The sequence below is a fragment of the Mycobacterium lehmannii genome, from assembly GCF_002245535.1.
Classification (GTDB): domain Bacteria; phylum Actinomycetota; class Actinomycetes; order Mycobacteriales; family Mycobacteriaceae; genus Mycobacterium; species Mycobacterium lehmannii.
Window position 1 is genome coordinate 91,667 of sequence record NZ_NKCN01000018.1, and the last position, 14,612, is coordinate 106,278.

A 14,612-nucleotide genomic window follows, 5' to 3' on the forward strand; every position below is an offset into this window, starting at 1 on the left:
GTCCCGCGCGGCGAAATACCCGTATGAGCACATTCGCCGGCCGCGCGGTCCTCCTGCCCGTCGCGATCACACTGTCCGCACTGATCGGTGTCCCCGCTGCCCAGGCGGCCCCGTGCCCGGAGGTCGAAATCGTCTTCGCGCGCGGAACCACCGAGCCGCCGGGAGTGGGCGGAATCGGACAGGCCTTCGTCGACTCGGTGCGGTCGCGGTTGGGTGACCGGTCGGTGGGTGTCTACGCCGTCGACTATCCCGCCAGTCGCGACTTTGCGGTGAGCACCCGTGCAGGCGCCGAGGACACCCGTGCCCACGTGCAATCGATGGCCGCGGGCTGCCCCGCCACCAGGATGGTGCTCGGTGGCTACTCCCAGGGTGCAGCGGTGATGGACGTCGCCACCGCCGAGATGGCGCCGACGGTCGTTCCGCACGTCGCCGCGGTCGCCCTGTTCGGCGGTCCGCGCAGCAGCTTTGCCGATCGGCTGTCGCCCGGGCCGCTGCCGTCGGTGGGGTCCGACTACGCGGCCAAGACGATCGACCTGTGTGTCCCGAACGACCCGATCTGCTTCGAGGGCGGACGCGACATGGGCGCACACGTCGCCTATGTCCAGGCCGGATTGGTTAACCAAGCTGCAGAGTTCGCTGCAGGGCGGATCTGACTACCGTTTCAAGGCCCACATCTGGTAGGAACTAAGGCGGTCCTAACACCCCTAGGGAGGAGCTCCGCCGAGGTGAATTCCTGGTGAGCGCTCCCACCGCGCCTTCAACCGAACACGCCGCGCATTCCGAACGGTCTGCGCTGGCCAAGTGGATCCGGCGGCTCGCCCTACCCATCATCGTCGGGTGGATCGCGCTGATCGCATTGCTCAACGTGACCGTGCCGCAGCTCGAGGTCGTCGGCCAGATGCGCTCGGTGTCGATGAGCCCGTCGGAGGCTCCGTCGGTGATCGCGATGCAGCGCGTCGGCCAGGTCTTCGAAGAATTCAAATCCGACAGCTCGGCGATGATCGTCCTCGAGGGCGAGCAGCCGTTGGGCGACGACGCGCGGCGCTACTACGACGAACTCGTCGACAGGCTCGAAGCCGACAACAAGCACGTCGAGCACATCCAGGACTTCTGGGGCGACCCGCTGACAGAGGCCGCGGCCGTGAGCGCCGACGGCAAGGCCGTCTACGTCCAGGCCTATCTGGCCGGCAACATGGGCGAGGCGCTGTCCAACGAGTCCGTGGAAGCCGTCAAGAGCATCGTCGACAGCATCCCGCCTCCACCGGGGGTGAAGGTCTTCGTCACCGGCGGGTCCGCCCTCGTCGCCGACCAGCAGATCGCCAGCGACCGCAGCATTCGCATCATCGAGTACGCCACGTTCGCCGTGATCATCACGATGCTGTTGCTGGTCTACCGGTCGATCGGCACCATGCTCATCACACTGGTGATGGTCTTCCTGGCGCTGGCGGCCACGCGCGGAGTGGTGGCATTCCTCGGGTACCACGACCTGATCGGGCTGTCGACGTTCGCGACGAACCTACTTGTGACGCTCGCGATCGCGGCGTCCACCGACTACGCGATCTTCCTCATCGGGCGGTACCAGGAGGCTCGCACGCTGGGTCAGGACCGAGAGTCGGCGTTCCACACCATGTTCCGCGGCACCGCCCATGTGGTGTTGGGCTCGGGTATGACGATCGCCGGCGCCACCTTCTGCCTGTCGTTCACCCGGCTGCCGTACTTCCAGTCGCTGGGTGTCCCGCTGGCGGTGGGTATGACCACGGCGGTGTTCGTCGCGCTGACGCTCGGCCCGGCGATAATCACGATCGCGACCCGTTCCGGCCTGCTGGAACCCAAGCGCGCCATGCGCATCCGTGGTTGGCGCAAGATCGGCGCCGCGATCGTCCGCTGGCCCGGGCCGGTGTTGCTCGCGACCGTCGCGTTGTCGTTGGTCGGCTTGTTGACGTTGCCCGGGTACCAGCCCAATTACAACGACCGTCTGTATCTGCCCGCCGATCTGCCCGCAAACCAGGGCTTCGCCGCTGCCGAACGGCACTTCTCCCCCGCCACCATGAACCCCGAGTTGCTGCTGATCGAGACCGATCATGACCTACGCAACTCGGCGGACTTCCTGGTGATCGACAAGATCGCCAAGGCGGTCTTTCGGGTGCCGGGCATCTCGCGGGTCCAGACCATCACCCGCCCCAACGGCAAACCCATCGAATTCAGCACCATCCCAGCGCAAATGAGCCTCGGCGGCGTCGGCCAGGACTTGAACCGCAAGTACACCCAGGACCGGATGGCCGACATGCTGGTGCAGGCCGACGAGATGCAGAAGAACATCGACACCATGACGCGGATGATGGCGTTGATGGGTGAGATGAACGCGACCACGCACAGCATGGTGCAGAAGACCAAGACCATGGTCGCCGACACCGCCGAATTGCGGGATCACATCGCCAATCTCGACGACTTCATGCGTCCGATCCGCAATTACTTCTACTGGGAACCGCACTGTTTCAACATCCCGGTCTGCTGGACGGTACGGTCGATCTTCGACACCATCGACGGCACGAACAAGCTGACCGACAACGTCCAGGACCTGATTCCGGATCTGGAGCGACTCGATGCGCTGATGCCGCAGCTGCTGGCGCTGATGCCCGAGCAGATCGAGTCGATGCGCACCATGCGGACCATGATGCTGACGATGCACGCTTCTCAAGGAGGCCTGCAGGATCAGCAGGCCGCCATGAGCGAAAACCAGTCGGCGATGGGCGATGCCTTCAACGACTCGTGGAACGACGACACGTTCTACCTGCCGCCCGAGATCTTCGACAACGAGGAATTCAGGCGCGGCATGGAGAACTTCATCTCTCCCAACGGTCGTGCCGTGCGAATGATCGTCCAGCACGAGGGCGATCCGCTCAGCGCCGACGGCATCGATCGCATCGACGCGATCAAGCAGGCTGCGAAAGAGGCGATCAAGGGCACGCCGTTCGAAGGGGCCAAGATCTACGTCGGCGGTACTGCCGCAGCGTTCAAGGACATGCAGGAGGGCAACAACTACGACCTGATGATCGCGGGCATCCTTGCGCTGGCGCTGATCTTCACCATCATGTTGATCATCACGCGCAGCGTCATCGCCGCGGCGGTGATCGTGGGCACGGTCGTGTTGTCGCTCGGGGCGTCCTTCGGTCTGTCGATTCTGGTGTGGCAGCACATTCTGGGCATCGAGCTGCAGTTCATGGTCATGGCGATGGCGGTGATCATCCTGTTGGCCGTGGGCGCCGACTACAACCTGCTTCTGGTGGCCAGGTTGAAGGAGGAACTGCCGGCGGGGGTCAACACCGCGATCATCCGGGCCATGGGTGGCAGCGGATCGGTGGTGACCGCGGCGGGCCTGGTGTTCGCGTTCACGATGATGTCGATGGTGGTCAGCGAATTGACAGTGGTGGCGCAGATGGGCACCACGATCGGCATGGGTCTGCTCTTCGACACATTGGTGATCCGCGCGTTCATGACGCCGTCGATCGCTGCGCTGCTCGGCCGGTGGTTCTGGTGGCCGCAGCGGGTGAGGGCAAAGCCTAGGCCCGTGCCATGGCCCGCGCCGAAACAGCCGACGCCGTAAAGCAACCCAGCATCGTCCAGCCGAAGGTTCCTGTCAGCCCGTTCTTGGCCAGCAGCACCATCGCCACGCCCGCGAGCACGATCAGCACACCGGCCGCGACTGACCGTGCCCCGGTGGCGCCCACTGGTGCGTCCCACCACGGCAGGCGGCGATGCTCGAGCGGCGAGAGCAGTCGGAACAGGGCGAACATGACGACGGCGAACACGGCGGCGCGAAGTGCGAGCAGTGCCCAAAAGTACGGTGCGTCAACGTCATAGGCATCGAGTCCGATTGCGTGCAGTGAGAATGCGGCGATGGCGATCGCCACGATGTGCCACAGGTACAGCGTCATCGCTCCCCCGTTGCCGACCGCGACGACGTACCAGACCCGCGGGCGCTGAGCCCACCGCTGGATCGCCCCTGCGCAGGCGATGAACGCGGCGGACACCCAGGTGCAGTGCAACGCGAGAAGCAGGGTGGGCGGCGAGACGTTCGACAGGTGCTCGGTTCCGGTGACGACGAGCGACACCTCGTAGGGCCCGACCATCGCCAGCACTGTCTGCGCGACGAGCGCACCGGCGCCCACGACGAGCGCGACGCGCGGGTTGATCAACCGTCGCGCGTACCCGACGCCCAGCGCGACCGGGATGAGCCAGACGATGACGAAGTTCGCGACTCCGGCCATCGGAGCACCGACCGAGAGCCGGATGCTGTCGACGGCCGTGGCCGCTGCCAGCAGACCGGCCAGCAATACCGCGAGCTGGCGGCCCGTCGACAGTCGGGTCAGAGCGGGGACGAAGGCGAGCACGACCAGGTACACGCCCAGGAACCACAGCAGCGCGACGGACTCGCGACCGAGGTCTGCGGCGGAATCCGGGCCGAGGGTGAGTCGCACGGCGAGCAGTCCGACCGTCCAGGCCGCGAGATACCAGAAGACAGGGCGGCACAATCGCTGCGCACGCGCGACCAGCCACGTGCCCCACCACTTGCCTGCATGCCAGCCGTATGCCCCCGCGGCGCCTCCGGCGAGGAAGAACAGAGGCATGACCTGCACGATCCACGTCACCGGGGTGAGTGCCGGAATCTCTCCGAGGATGTTGCCGATGCGGACGCCGCCGGAGTCGATGGTCGCCAGCAGCAGCGCGCAGTGGCCGAACATGACCACGATGAGCGCGGCTAGGCGGGCAACGTCGACGGCGCGGTCGCGGGTCGGCGGGGTGTCGGCGGCCAGTTCGTCGGCGCCGGACAGAGGCTTGGTGAGCGTCACGAGTTCAGCATGCCCCGGCGGGCCGCGGCGCCGCTTGAGTAGTACTACGTGACGCAGCCGTGTCGAACACGGTGCGTCCTCGCCCGTCTCGCATTGAATCGGCCCGCCACCGTGAGGTGACGGGCCGATTGTTGGGAGGGGTCAGGGCAGCCGGGTGAGCACCGGGAGCTTGCCGGCCGGCAGCGCCGGGCGCACGCTGGCCGGATTGCGCTGGGGTGCAGTGGTGATGACGATCTTGCCGCCGCGGCAGGAGACGAGCTTGCCGTCGACGAAGACGTCCTGCCCGTCGTCGATCGGGATGTCGTAGCCGTCCGCGTCGGTGTAGGTGCATCCACCGCCGCCGGGTGTGGGTTCGTTGTCGACGGCATATGCGGTCGCCGGGGCGAAGACGAAGACGGCCAGGGCGCCGATGAGCGTGGCGGCGTACTGGAGTCGGGTCCGGCGAGCGTGGGTGGTGGTCATGTCGTTGTCCTCTCGGGGTGGTGCGGGGTGTTGGAGAAATGATTGCGAGTCGACGAGGGGCTCCGTAATCGCCGCGAAGCCAGAATCCGTTCGCGTGGGGGGAGGTTTTTCTATCCGCGCGGTAAGGGCCCACGGTCGACAGCTTGCGTTTGAAAGCAATGCGTGACGACGCGTCGTTTGTTGCGTGACAGCGAATCTGGGTGGGTATACGAGGCCAAAAGCCACCTGCGAAAGGCGACAACGATGGCAGAGCCCGAGTCCGGCCAGTGGAACGTCGCGGCTAAGGAGAACAGGGTTTACCTCGAACGCACCAATGATGATGGCGAGTTGTTGTTCGGGGACTCAGTTGAGCCGCATGAAGCGCGCCAGCTCGCACGGGCGCTGACGAAATTTGCAGACAAGCTCGACGACTCCCCTCGGTCCCGCGATGAGGACGACGCTGACGAGGACGACGACGACTCCGACGAGGACGACAAGGACGACGACCAGGACGACGAGGACGAGGACGACGACGACGAGGACGAGGACGACAAGAAGTCGGACTGAGGTTGCTCAGCGGCGACTGAATCCCTCTCTCGCACAACGCTGCCGGCGCATCCGCCTCGCCCGTTGTCGGTTTCCAGCTGGGTCGCAGCGCTGCGCGACGCATCAATCGTTATCAGAAGCAGCGCCCATCGTTATCAGAAACACCGCGGTACTTCGTACGGTCGACGGCTTCCCTGTTGCACGATTGCTCCACGCGCCGCGATGCAGGGGACACTGCTGCGCTGATGGGTTGGAGACGGCTGCCATGGGGAGGAACACATGCGCCAACCAGTGACAGCATTCGGTGCTGCGATGGTTTGTCTTCTGGTCGCCGGGTGTGCCAGCTCGGTCGGCAATGCGGTCACGACCACGCCCACGCGCACGCTGATTCCGCGCCCACTCGTGGAGCGTGAACTGGACGAGCTGCTGTTGACGGCGGATGAGCTGAACGCCGCAATGGGCGCGACGAACATGGCGGTCACGAGCGCTCAGAGCTCGATGTCGGACAACAGCGCCACGATGGAGCCGCAGGAGTGCCTGGGCATCGACGGGGCGGCGGAGGCGCCGGTGTACGCCGACAGCGGGTTCCAAGCCTCGCGGGATCAGAGCCTCAACGACGGTGATAAGTTCGCGCACTACGTGAAGCAGGCCGTCGTGTTGTATCCGCTCGTGAAGAAGGCCAGTGCTTTTCTCGATGCTTCCGCACAGGAATGGCCAGCCTGCCACGAGTACACCCACCTGCAGAGTGGGACGAAATGGACGGTCGGGCCGATCACCCACGCCGACGACGTGCTGAGCACCGTCGCGACTCTGCAGAACGCCGCTGCGCCGGGTTGGGCCTGCGGGCACGCCGTCGCACTGGAGAACAACGTCATCATCGACGTGAACACGTGCAGCGCCAACCCGGGCGACTCGGCCCAGCGCATCGCCAAACAGATCGCCGAGGAGGTGGCCGCTCGCTGGTGATCTGTCTGCCGATCAGGTGGCGGACCGCTTCGCTTCCGGCGATCGGCAACGCGTCCAGCCGGAGATCACCAGGTTGTTCTTACCCCTTTTGCCCACGCCCTGGTTCGTGTACAGGGTTTGCCCACGAATCGAAAAAGACACCTCCCGAAACCTCGGAAAGTGCCTTTGACCTGCGTCGGGCTGACAGGATTTGAACCTGCGACCCCTACACCCCCAGTGTAGTGCGCTACCAAGCTGCGCCACAGCCCGCGACGCCGCCGGGATCGCCGGCAGCAGGTCGAAATGCTACCGCAGGCCCCGCCTGCAATCCCAACCGCCACCTGGCGCGTGAACCTCGGGGCTCGAACGCCTAACGAGTGGCGCTGGGCACCGCATCGACCTCCGCCGCGGTGGCCGCCGGCTCCACGATGCGCCGATACCGCCACGCCACGTAAAGCGCAGCAGCCCAGCCGATTACGATCAGCGTGTACACCGCCGAGGACCACGGCCATTCGATTCCGAAGTAGTGCACGAGCTTCTGGCTGTTGGTCAACACGATGACGCCGCCCACGGCCGTGCCCAACAGCGCGGGCCGGATCCGGCTCACCAGCCACGCGGCGAACGGGGCGGCGACCACGCCGCCCACGGCCAGTCCGAGCACCACCGGCAGGTTCTCGACGAACTCCTCGCGCAACCCGATACCGAAACCGACCGAGGCCGACGCCGCCACCAGGAACTCCGAGGCACTGACTGAGCCAATCACCGTGCGCGGCGGCGTCTTACCGCGCGACAGCAACGTGCTCGTCGTCACCGGGCCCCAGCCGCCGCCACCGGACGCGTCGATGAACCCACCGAACAACCCCAGCGGGCTGAGGAACCTCGCCGTATGCGGTGTCTCACCGTGCCGCATCACCGGAGGGTTGCGCAGCGAGAACCGCAACAGCACGTAGATTCCGATCGCGACCAGGATCCCCGCCATCAGCGGGGCGGCATGCTCGGTCGACAGCGACGACAGCACGGTCGCACCTACGAATGCCCCGATCGCACCGGGCAGGCCCAGCTTCAGCACGATCGACCAGTCGAGGTTCTTGAACCGCCAGTGCGACAGACCCGAGGCCAGCGTCGTGCCGACCTCGGCCAGGTGCACCGCGGCGCTCGCCTGGGCAGCTCCGAGGCCACTGAGCACCAGCAGTGTCGAGGCGGTCACGCCGAACGCCATGCCCAGCGCGCCGTCCACCAGCTGCGCTCCGACACCGACGAGCGTGAATATCAGAAGCGAACGCACAGGTTCGACTGCTTTCAGAAGTGGTCAGCGCGGCGGGCCGACCAGACGGACAGTGGGCGCGAAATCAGATGCGCGCGCGACACCACTCGTCGAAGGCGATGATCCGACGTGACGGCCAGAACGGCTCGAGAGCGCAGAGGGCAGACGGCGCGGTGCGGAATCGGCGTTCGGCCACCCGGCTCCCCTTCCTGGTCAGTCAACTTCGACTAACCATACAGAACTGCTCTAGAGGGTCAGCAATCGATACAGCCCGATGATTCCCGCCACCACGATCACCGCCCTCAGCGCGTTGGGCGAAAGTCGGCGACCGTAGCGGGCCCCGAGGAAGCCGCCGACCAACGAACCGGCCGCGATCAGGCCCGCCGCTACCCAGCTGATCCGGTCGAACGCCACCAAGGTGTACGCCACCGCGGCAACGATGTTGACCACCAAAGACAGCAGGTTCTTGGCGGCGTTCATGCGCTGCATGTCCTCGGGGAGCAGCGCGCCCATCGCCGCGATGAGAAGAATCCCCTGAGCGGCGGTGAAGTAGCCCCCGTAGACCCCGACCGCGAACGTCGCGAAGACGACGCTGGCCAACTGCAACCGCGACACGTGCTCGGCGGACTGCCCGGCCGCTTCGGCCCGCGCCCGCGCATACGACTGGATCCGTGGGCCGACGACCACGAGCACCAGAGCCGCGATCAGCAACACGGGCACGACCTGCTCGAACACCGTCTCCGGCAGATTGAGCAGCAGCCACGCGCCCAGCGCCGCACCCACAAACGAGGCCGGGATCTGCCACCGCAGCCGGTGCCACTGGCCCCGCAGTTCGCGGCGGTATCCCCAGGTGCCCGACACCCCGCCGGCCACCAAACCGATGGCGTTCGACATCGTCGACGTCACCGGCGGATAGCCCAACGCCACCAGGGTGGGAAACGTGATCAGGGTGCCGGAGCCGACGAGCGTGTTGATCGCGCCCGCTCCCAGACCCGCCAGCGCGATGAGGACCATGTCGACGACGGGCACTTGGGAAAGGCTAATCGTCTGTTTGGGGAGGGGCAGCGGCGCCTAACGTCGCTGGACGTCCACAAATCACCGAGAGCCGGGTCCCCGCTTCTCGCGCATCCGCACGTTGATCCGGATCGGGCTGCCCTCGAAGCCGAACATCTCGCGCAGTCGCCGCTCCAGGAACCGCCGATAACCCGCCTCCAGAAACCCCGAGGTGAACAACACGAACGTCGGCGGGCGAGCCGTCGCCTGTGTGGCGAACAGGATCCGCGGTTGCTTACCGCCGCGCACCGGCGGCGGATGGGCCGCCACCACTTCCTTGAGGAACGTGTTCAACCGCCCCGTGGAGATGCGGGTGTCCCACGACTCGAGCGACTTCTCCAGGGCCGGTACCAGTTTCTGCACCGCGCGGCCCGTCTTGGCCGAGATGTTCACCCGCGGCGCCCACTGCAACTGCACGAGCTCGCGGTCGATCTCGCGGTCCAGCAGGTAGCGCCGGTCCTCGTCGACCAGATCCCATTTGTTGAACGCCAGCACCAGCGCCCGGCCCGCCTCGATCACCATCGACAGCACGCGTTGGTCCTGCTCGGTCAGCGGTTGCGAGGCGTCGATCAGCACGATCGCCACCTCGGCCGCGTCGATGGCGCCGTGCGTGCGCACCGACGCGTAGAACTCGTGCCCGCTCGCCTGCCCGACCTTGCGGCGAAGACCCGCGGTGTCGACGAACCGCCACAGCTTGCCGTCCATCTCGATCAGCGAGTCGACCGGATCGACGGTGGTGCCCGCGACGTCGTGGACGACGGAGCGCTGATCACCGGCCAGCCGGTTCAGCAGCGAGCTCTTGCCCACGTTCGGCTTGCCCACCAATGCGACCCGGCGTGGCCCGCCCCCGCCGCCCGACATCTCCGAAACCGCGGGCAGGGCGTCGATCACGGTGTCGAGCAGGTCGGCCACGCCTCGGCCGTGCATCGCGCTGATCGCGTGCGGCTCCCCCAGACCCAACGACCACAGCATGGCGGCGTCGGCTTCCCCGCGCTCGCTGTCAACCTTGTTGGCCGCCAGGAACACCGGCTTACCGGAGCGTTGCAGCAGTTTCGCTGCCGCCTCGTCGGCAGTGGTGGCGCCGACCACCGCGTCGACGACGAAGATGATCGCGTCGGCTGTCCGCATCGCCACCGACGCCTGCTCGGCAACCAGCTGTTGCAGACCCTTGGCGTCGGGTTCCCAACCGCCCGTGTCCTGCAGAATGAACCTGCGGCCCAACCACAACGCGTCATAGGACACCCGGTCGCGCGTCACCCCCGGTACGTCCTGCACGACGGCTTCGCGCCGGCCCAGGATTCGGTTCACCAACGTCGACTTACCGACGTTCGGTCGCCCGACGACGGCGACGACGGGCGGTGCCGTCGCGGCCTCCTCGATGGCTTCGGCTATATCTCTTGCCGAGTCTTCTGCGATCTCCCAATCGCTTTCGTCGACCCAGGTTCCGTCCTCGCTCATCGCTGCGCTCCCGCTCGCTCCCGCACGAGGTTTCTCAGATGCTCGATCACCTCGGGCTGCGTCATCGCGCTGGTGTCGACCACGACGGCGTCATCGGCGGGCCGCAGCGGCGACACCGCCCGCGTGGAGTCGAGGTGGTCGCGCCGCTTGACGTCGGCCAGCACGGCCTCGTAGTCGTCGTCCAGACCGCTGGTTTTGTTCTGGTCGTTGCGGCGGCGGGCACGCTCTTCGGCCGACGCGGTCAAGAAAATCTTGAGGTGGGCGTCGGGCAGCACCACTGTGCCGATGTCGCGGCCCTCCACGACGACGCTGTCCTGACCGGAGGCCAGCTTGCGCTGCAGGTCGACGAGCCGGGTGCGCACGGCGGGCACCGCCGAGACCGCCGACACCGCCTTGGTCACCGCGTCGCCGCGAATCTCGGTCGAAACATCTTCTCCGTCAAGGTAAGAACGGTCTTCGTCGGGGTCGTAGCCGACCGCCAGTTCGGCGTTCGCGGCCGTCGCCGCAACAGCTTCGGTGTTGGTGAGGTCGACACCGGCACGCAGCACGGCCAGCGTGACGATCCGGTACATCGCGCCGGTATCCAGATAGCGTGCGTTCAGTGCGCGCGCCAAACCCTTTGATACCGTTGACTTCCCAGTTCCCGCAGGACCATCGACGGCGATGACCAGCGACGTCACAGGCCGACCGCCTTGTACAACTCGCCGAGCTCCTTCTGCGTCAGGACCCGGATGCTGCCAGGGCGCTGATCACCGAGCGCGACGGTGCCGATGTCGGTTCGCACCAGCTCCTGCACCGGATGGCCGACCGCCGCGAGCATCCGACGCACGATCCGCTTGCGGCCCTCGTGCAGGGTGACCCGCACCAGTGTCTTGCCGGGCACCTTGTCGACGACGGCGAAATCGTCGACCCGCGCCGGTCCGTCGTCGAGTTCGACGCCGTTGCGCAGTTCGCGGCCCACACCGCGTGGCACGGCGCCCAGCACGGTGGCCAGGTAGGTCTTGGGCACTTCGAACGAGGGGTGCATCAGCCGATGGGCCAGTTCCCCGTCGTTGGTCAGCAGCATCAGCCCCTCGGTGTCGGCGTCGAGCCTGCCGACGTGAAACAGCTTCTTGTTACCCCGAACCCGGTGCTCGACGAGGTCACCGATGCACGGGCGTCCCCGGTCGTCGGACATCGTCGAATGCATGCCCCTTGGTTTGTTGATCGCCAGGTGTACCAGGGTGTCGTCGAGCGTCACCCGCGCCCCGTCGACCCTGATCACCGAAGCCTCGGGGTCGACACGGGTGCCCAATTCGGTGACGACACGGTCGTCGACCTCGACGCGACCGTCCCTTATCATCTTCTCGGCGACCCGGCGCGACGCAATTCCGGCCTGCGACAACACTTTCTGTAGCCGCACGCCTTCAGGCTCAGCCATGAGCATCAGTGTCCACGTCGAAGGGCAGCGGCTTCTCGGGCGCCGGAGCGCCGCTGAGTTTCATGAAACGCGGGTCCTCGTCGAGGGTTTCGCTGAGGTCGTCGATCACGTCGACGTCGGGCAGCAGCGGCGCGATGTCGGGCAGGTCGGCCAGCGATGTCAGCCCCAGCCGCTCCAAGAACAGTTCGGTGGTGGCGAACGTCACCGCGCCGGTGTCGGGATCGGTGCCCGCCTCGGTGATCAGGCCGCGGGCGACCAGCGTGCGCATCACCGCGTCGACGTTGACGCCGCGCACCGCGCTGACCCGGGCGCGAGTCACCGGCTGCCGGTAGGCCACCACGGCGAGCGTCTCCAGCGCCGCGCGCGTCAGCTTGGAGCGCGCCCCGTCGAGGAGCAGCCGTTCCACGTACGGGGCGTAGCGAGAGCGCGTGTACATCCGCCAGCCGCCGCCGGCCTCGCGCAGGTCGATACCGCTGTCGCGGGCGGTGTACTCCTGGGCCATCGCCTGCAGCTTGGCCGCGACGCGGTACGGCGGCTGTTCGATGGCCAGCGCGAGTTGCTCCACGGGGGCCGGGGTGTCGACCACCAGCAGCAGCGCTTCGAGCACCGCGCCGAGTTCACCGTCTTCCAGTTCGGGCGGTTCGGCGACGTCGATCCCGAGATCGGTGGCGTCGGCCGCGACGTCCTCGTGGTCGAGGTCCGTCGCGACCTCGTCGAGGCTGTCGTGGTCTTCGCTATCCATACTGATCTTCTTCCACCGCCAGGTGTTGGTGTGTCGGCCGCTCGCCGGTCCACGAAATCTGCAGCACACCAAGCGCTTCAGGTTGTTCGAATGCTACCGCCCGAGCCCGGTACAGCTCGAGCAGCGCCAGGAACCGCCCGACGATCTCGATCGGCACTTCACAGTCGGCGACCAGGTCCCGGAAAGACGCCCACTGCCCGATCCCGCGGCTCTCCAGCAGTGCCATCAGGTTACCGATCTGCTCGGGCACCGACACCGCCGCATGGTGCAGATGCTCGGTGCTCACCGTCGGAACCGGCCGCGGCGTGAACGCCGCCGCGGCGATTTGGGCGAAGGCCTCGGCGTCCACACCGATCATCACTTCGGGCAGCAGCTCGGAGTAGCGCTCCTCCAGCGCCACCGCGCGGGGGTAGCTGCGCAGCGCGGCGGCTTCCAGTTCGGCGAACATCTCGGCGACGTGCTTGAACGCGCGGTACTGCAGGAGGCGGGCGAACAGCAGGTCACGCACCTCGAGCAGGGCGAGGTCCTCTTCGTCGTGCACCTCCCCGGCCGGCAGCAGCCGCGCTGCCTTCAGATCGAGCAGCGTCGCGGCGATCACCAGGAACGCGGTGGTCTCGTCGAGTTCGAGCTGGGGGCCGATCGCCTTGGTATAGGCGATGAACTCGTCGGTCACCTGGTGCAACGCCACCTCCGTGACGTCGAGGCGGTGGGCGAAGATCAGCTGCAAGAGCAGATCGAACGGGCCCTCGAAATTGCTGAGCCGAACCTGGAAACCCGACTGGGGAGCGTCATCCGAATCCGGGGTCGTCGCGGCTTCGGTCTCCGTCACCGGGTCATTCACGCGCCGAACCGGTGGATGACCTCGCGAGCCAAAGATCGATACGATTGCGCCCCACCGGATTTCGGCGCCCATGTGGTGATCGGTTCGCCGGCGACGCTGGTTTCGGGGAAGCGCACCGTGCGGGTGATGACGGTGTCGAACACGAGGTCACCGAAACGCTCCACAACCCGGGCCATGACTTCGCGTGAGTTTACGGTGCGCGGGTCATAACGGGTGATCAGGATGCCGCTGATCGACAGCTTCGGGTTCAGCCGGTCGTGGACCTTGTCGACCGTGTCGGTGAGCAGAGCCAGGCCGCGCAGCGAGAAGAACTCACACTCGGTGGGGATGATCACACCGTCGCTGCACGCCAAGCCGTTCACGGTGAGCAAGCCGAGCGACGGCTGACAGTCGATCAGGACGTAGTCGTAGCGGTCCAGCACCGGGTACAGCGCACGCGCCAGCGACTGCTCGCGGCCCACCTCGTTCACCAGCTGGATCTCTGCCGCCGACAAGTCGATGTTGCTGGGCACGAGGTCGAGGTTCTTGACCCGGGTGTGGATCAGCACATCGTCGATCGACACCCGCGGTTCCACCAGCAGGTTGTGCACCGTGTGCTCGAGTTCGTAGTGCGGCACCCCCAGGCCCGCCGACAGGGCGCCCTGCGGGTCCAGATCGACGAGCAGCACCCGGCGGCCGTACTCGGCCAGGCTGGCGCCGAGGTTGATCGTCGACGTGGTCTTGCCGACCCCGCCCTTCTGGTTACACATCGCGATGACCTTGGCAGGACCGTGCGTCGTCTTCGGCTGAGGTTCGGGGATGTCCCGCGGTGGACGGCCGGTCAGGCCCAGGGTTTCCGGCGTTCTGCCGCCTCCTGCGTCGTCGCTCATGCCTCGGCTTCCGCTCGTTCCGGTCCTCGCTCGTACCTCGCTGCGATCCTCACTCGCGCGCGCCTTCGGTGCTCACACCTGACCGTCGCTGGTCAGGCAGTTCACGGGCATGGCGGACATCCGGGCAAGTTTAACGGCAGGAACGTGCCAGGTCAGCCAGACCCGCAGGCAAGTTGGGAGCCG

General features: G+C 66.6%; 14 protein-coding genes and 1 tRNA gene. 4 read left to right on the top strand and 11 right to left on the bottom strand.

Features of this window, described 5'->3' with window-relative positions:
* Window positions 1–23 precede the first annotated feature (23 nt).
* Together CEX87_RS19145 and CEX87_RS19150 are read left to right on the top strand one after the other, a co-directional pair.
* A complete protein-coding gene (locus CEX87_RS19145; protein ID WP_064396482.1) occupies window positions 24–653 on the top strand; it encodes a cutinase family protein in 630 nt (209 codons plus the stop codon).
* 83 nt (window positions 654–736) lie between these two features.
* A complete protein-coding gene (locus CEX87_RS19150; protein ID WP_094288672.1) occupies window positions 737–3,604 on the top strand; it encodes an MMPL/RND family transporter in 2,868 nt (955 codons plus the stop codon).
* Here CEX87_RS19150 and CEX87_RS19155 read toward each other — a convergent pair.
* Both CEX87_RS19155 and CEX87_RS19160 read right to left on the bottom strand, forming a co-directional pair.
* Entirely contained in the window at window positions 3,561–4,850 is a 1,290-nt protein-coding gene (locus CEX87_RS19155) for an acyltransferase family protein (RefSeq protein ID WP_094288674.1), read from the bottom strand. The genes CEX87_RS19150 and CEX87_RS19155 overlap by 44 nt on opposite strands.
* A 141-nt stretch (window positions 4,851–4,991) precedes the next feature.
* Window positions 4,992–5,312, bottom strand: a complete 321-nt coding sequence (locus tag CEX87_RS19160; RefSeq protein WP_064396488.1) for a hypothetical protein — start codon at window positions 5,310–5,312, stop codon at window positions 4,992–4,994.
* Between the two features lie 243 nt (window positions 5,313–5,555).
* Here CEX87_RS19160 and CEX87_RS19165 point away from each other — a divergent pair, with 243 nt between their 5' ends.
* On the top strand, window positions 5,556–5,858 hold the full coding sequence (locus tag CEX87_RS19165; RefSeq protein WP_094288708.1) for a hypothetical protein: 303 nt from the start codon (window positions 5,556–5,558) through the stop codon (window positions 5,856–5,858).
* A 258-nt stretch (window positions 5,859–6,116) separates the two neighbouring features.
* A complete protein-coding gene (locus CEX87_RS19170) occupies window positions 6,117–6,803 on the top strand; it encodes a sensor domain-containing protein (protein ID WP_064419179.1) in 687 nt (228 codons plus the stop codon).
* 175 nt (window positions 6,804–6,978) lie between these two features.
* Here CEX87_RS19170 and CEX87_RS19175 read toward each other — a convergent pair.
* The 9 genes from CEX87_RS19175 to CEX87_RS19220 all read right to left on the bottom strand — a co-directional run bounded on the left by CEX87_RS19175 (window position 6,979) and on the right by CEX87_RS19220 (window position 14,429).
* Window positions 6,979–7,052: transfer RNA gene (locus CEX87_RS19175), tRNA-Pro, on the bottom strand.
* Window positions 7,053–7,152: 100 nt separating this feature from the next.
* Window positions 7,153–8,067 carry a sulfite exporter TauE/SafE family protein gene (locus CEX87_RS19180; protein ID WP_064419180.1) on the bottom strand — a complete coding sequence of 305 codons (915 nt, stop codon included), beginning with the start codon at window positions 8,065–8,067 and terminating at the stop codon, window positions 7,153–7,155.
* 225 nt (window positions 8,068–8,292) lie between these two features.
* Window positions 8,293–9,060 carry a sulfite exporter TauE/SafE family protein gene (locus tag CEX87_RS19190; protein WP_094288710.1) on the bottom strand — a complete coding sequence of 256 codons (768 nt, stop codon included), beginning with the start codon at window positions 9,058–9,060 and terminating at the stop codon, window positions 8,293–8,295.
* 81 nt (window positions 9,061–9,141) lie between these two features.
* Window positions 9,142–10,557 carry a ribosome biogenesis GTPase Der gene (der, locus tag CEX87_RS19195; RefSeq protein WP_094288676.1) on the bottom strand — a complete coding sequence of 472 codons (1,416 nt, stop codon included), beginning with the start codon at window positions 10,555–10,557 and terminating at the stop codon, window positions 9,142–9,144.
* A complete protein-coding gene (gene cmk, locus CEX87_RS19200; RefSeq protein ID WP_094288678.1) occupies window positions 10,554–11,237 on the bottom strand; it encodes a (d)CMP kinase in 684 nt (227 codons plus the stop codon). Before cmk ends, der begins: the two co-directional genes overlap by 4 nt.
* Complete coding sequence (locus CEX87_RS19205) at window positions 11,234–11,977, bottom strand: pseudouridine synthase (RefSeq protein ID WP_064427453.1); 744 nt, start codon at window positions 11,975–11,977, stop codon at window positions 11,234–11,236. Before CEX87_RS19205 ends, cmk begins: the two co-directional genes overlap by 4 nt.
* Window positions 11,970–12,719: an SMC-Scp complex subunit ScpB gene (gene scpB / locus CEX87_RS19210; RefSeq protein WP_094288680.1), complete on the bottom strand. Its 750-nt coding sequence runs from the start codon at window positions 12,717–12,719 to the stop codon at window positions 11,970–11,972. Before scpB ends, CEX87_RS19205 begins: the two co-directional genes overlap by 8 nt.
* Window positions 12,712–13,560: a segregation/condensation protein A gene (locus CEX87_RS19215; protein WP_416171920.1), complete on the bottom strand. Its 849-nt coding sequence runs from the start codon at window positions 13,558–13,560 to the stop codon at window positions 12,712–12,714. The genes scpB and CEX87_RS19215 overlap by 8 nt, the downstream gene beginning before the upstream one ends.
* Complete coding sequence (locus tag CEX87_RS19220) at window positions 13,557–14,429, bottom strand: ParA family protein (RefSeq protein ID WP_064396504.1); 873 nt, start codon at window positions 14,427–14,429, stop codon at window positions 13,557–13,559. Before CEX87_RS19220 ends, CEX87_RS19215 begins: the two co-directional genes overlap by 4 nt.
* Between the last annotated feature and the right edge of the window lie 183 nt (window positions 14,430–14,612).

Bases quoted from the DNA above. Each gene is read 5' to 3' on its own strand.
- CEX87_RS19145 (WP_064396482.1), top strand. From the start codon at position 24: ATGAGCACATTCGCCGGCCGCGCGGTCCTCCTGCCCGTCGCGATCACA.
- CEX87_RS19160 (WP_064396488.1), bottom strand. From the start codon at position 5,312: ATGACCACCACCCACGCTCGCCGGACCCGACTCCAGTACGCCGCCACG.
- CEX87_RS19165 (WP_094288708.1), top strand. From the start codon at position 5,556: ATGGCAGAGCCCGAGTCCGGCCAGTGGAACGTCGCGGCTAAGGAGAAC.
- CEX87_RS19170 (WP_064419179.1), top strand. From the start codon at position 6,117: ATGCGCCAACCAGTGACAGCATTCGGTGCTGCGATGGTTTGTCTTCTG.
- CEX87_RS19190 (WP_094288710.1), bottom strand. From the start codon at position 9,060: ATGGTCCTCATCGCGCTGGCGGGTCTGGGAGCGGGCGCGATCAACACG.
- der (WP_094288676.1), bottom strand. From the start codon at position 10,557: ATGAGCGAGGACGGAACCTGGGTCGACGAAAGCGATTGGGAGATCGCA.
- CEX87_RS19205 (WP_064427453.1), bottom strand. From the start codon at position 11,977: ATGGCTGAGCCTGAAGGCGTGCGGCTACAGAAAGTGTTGTCGCAGGCC.
- scpB (WP_094288680.1), bottom strand. From the start codon at position 12,719: ATGGATAGCGAAGACCACGACAGCCTCGACGAGGTCGCGACGGACCTC.
- CEX87_RS19220 (WP_064396504.1), bottom strand. From the start codon at position 14,429: ATGAGCGACGACGCAGGAGGCGGCAGAACGCCGGAAACCCTGGGCCTG.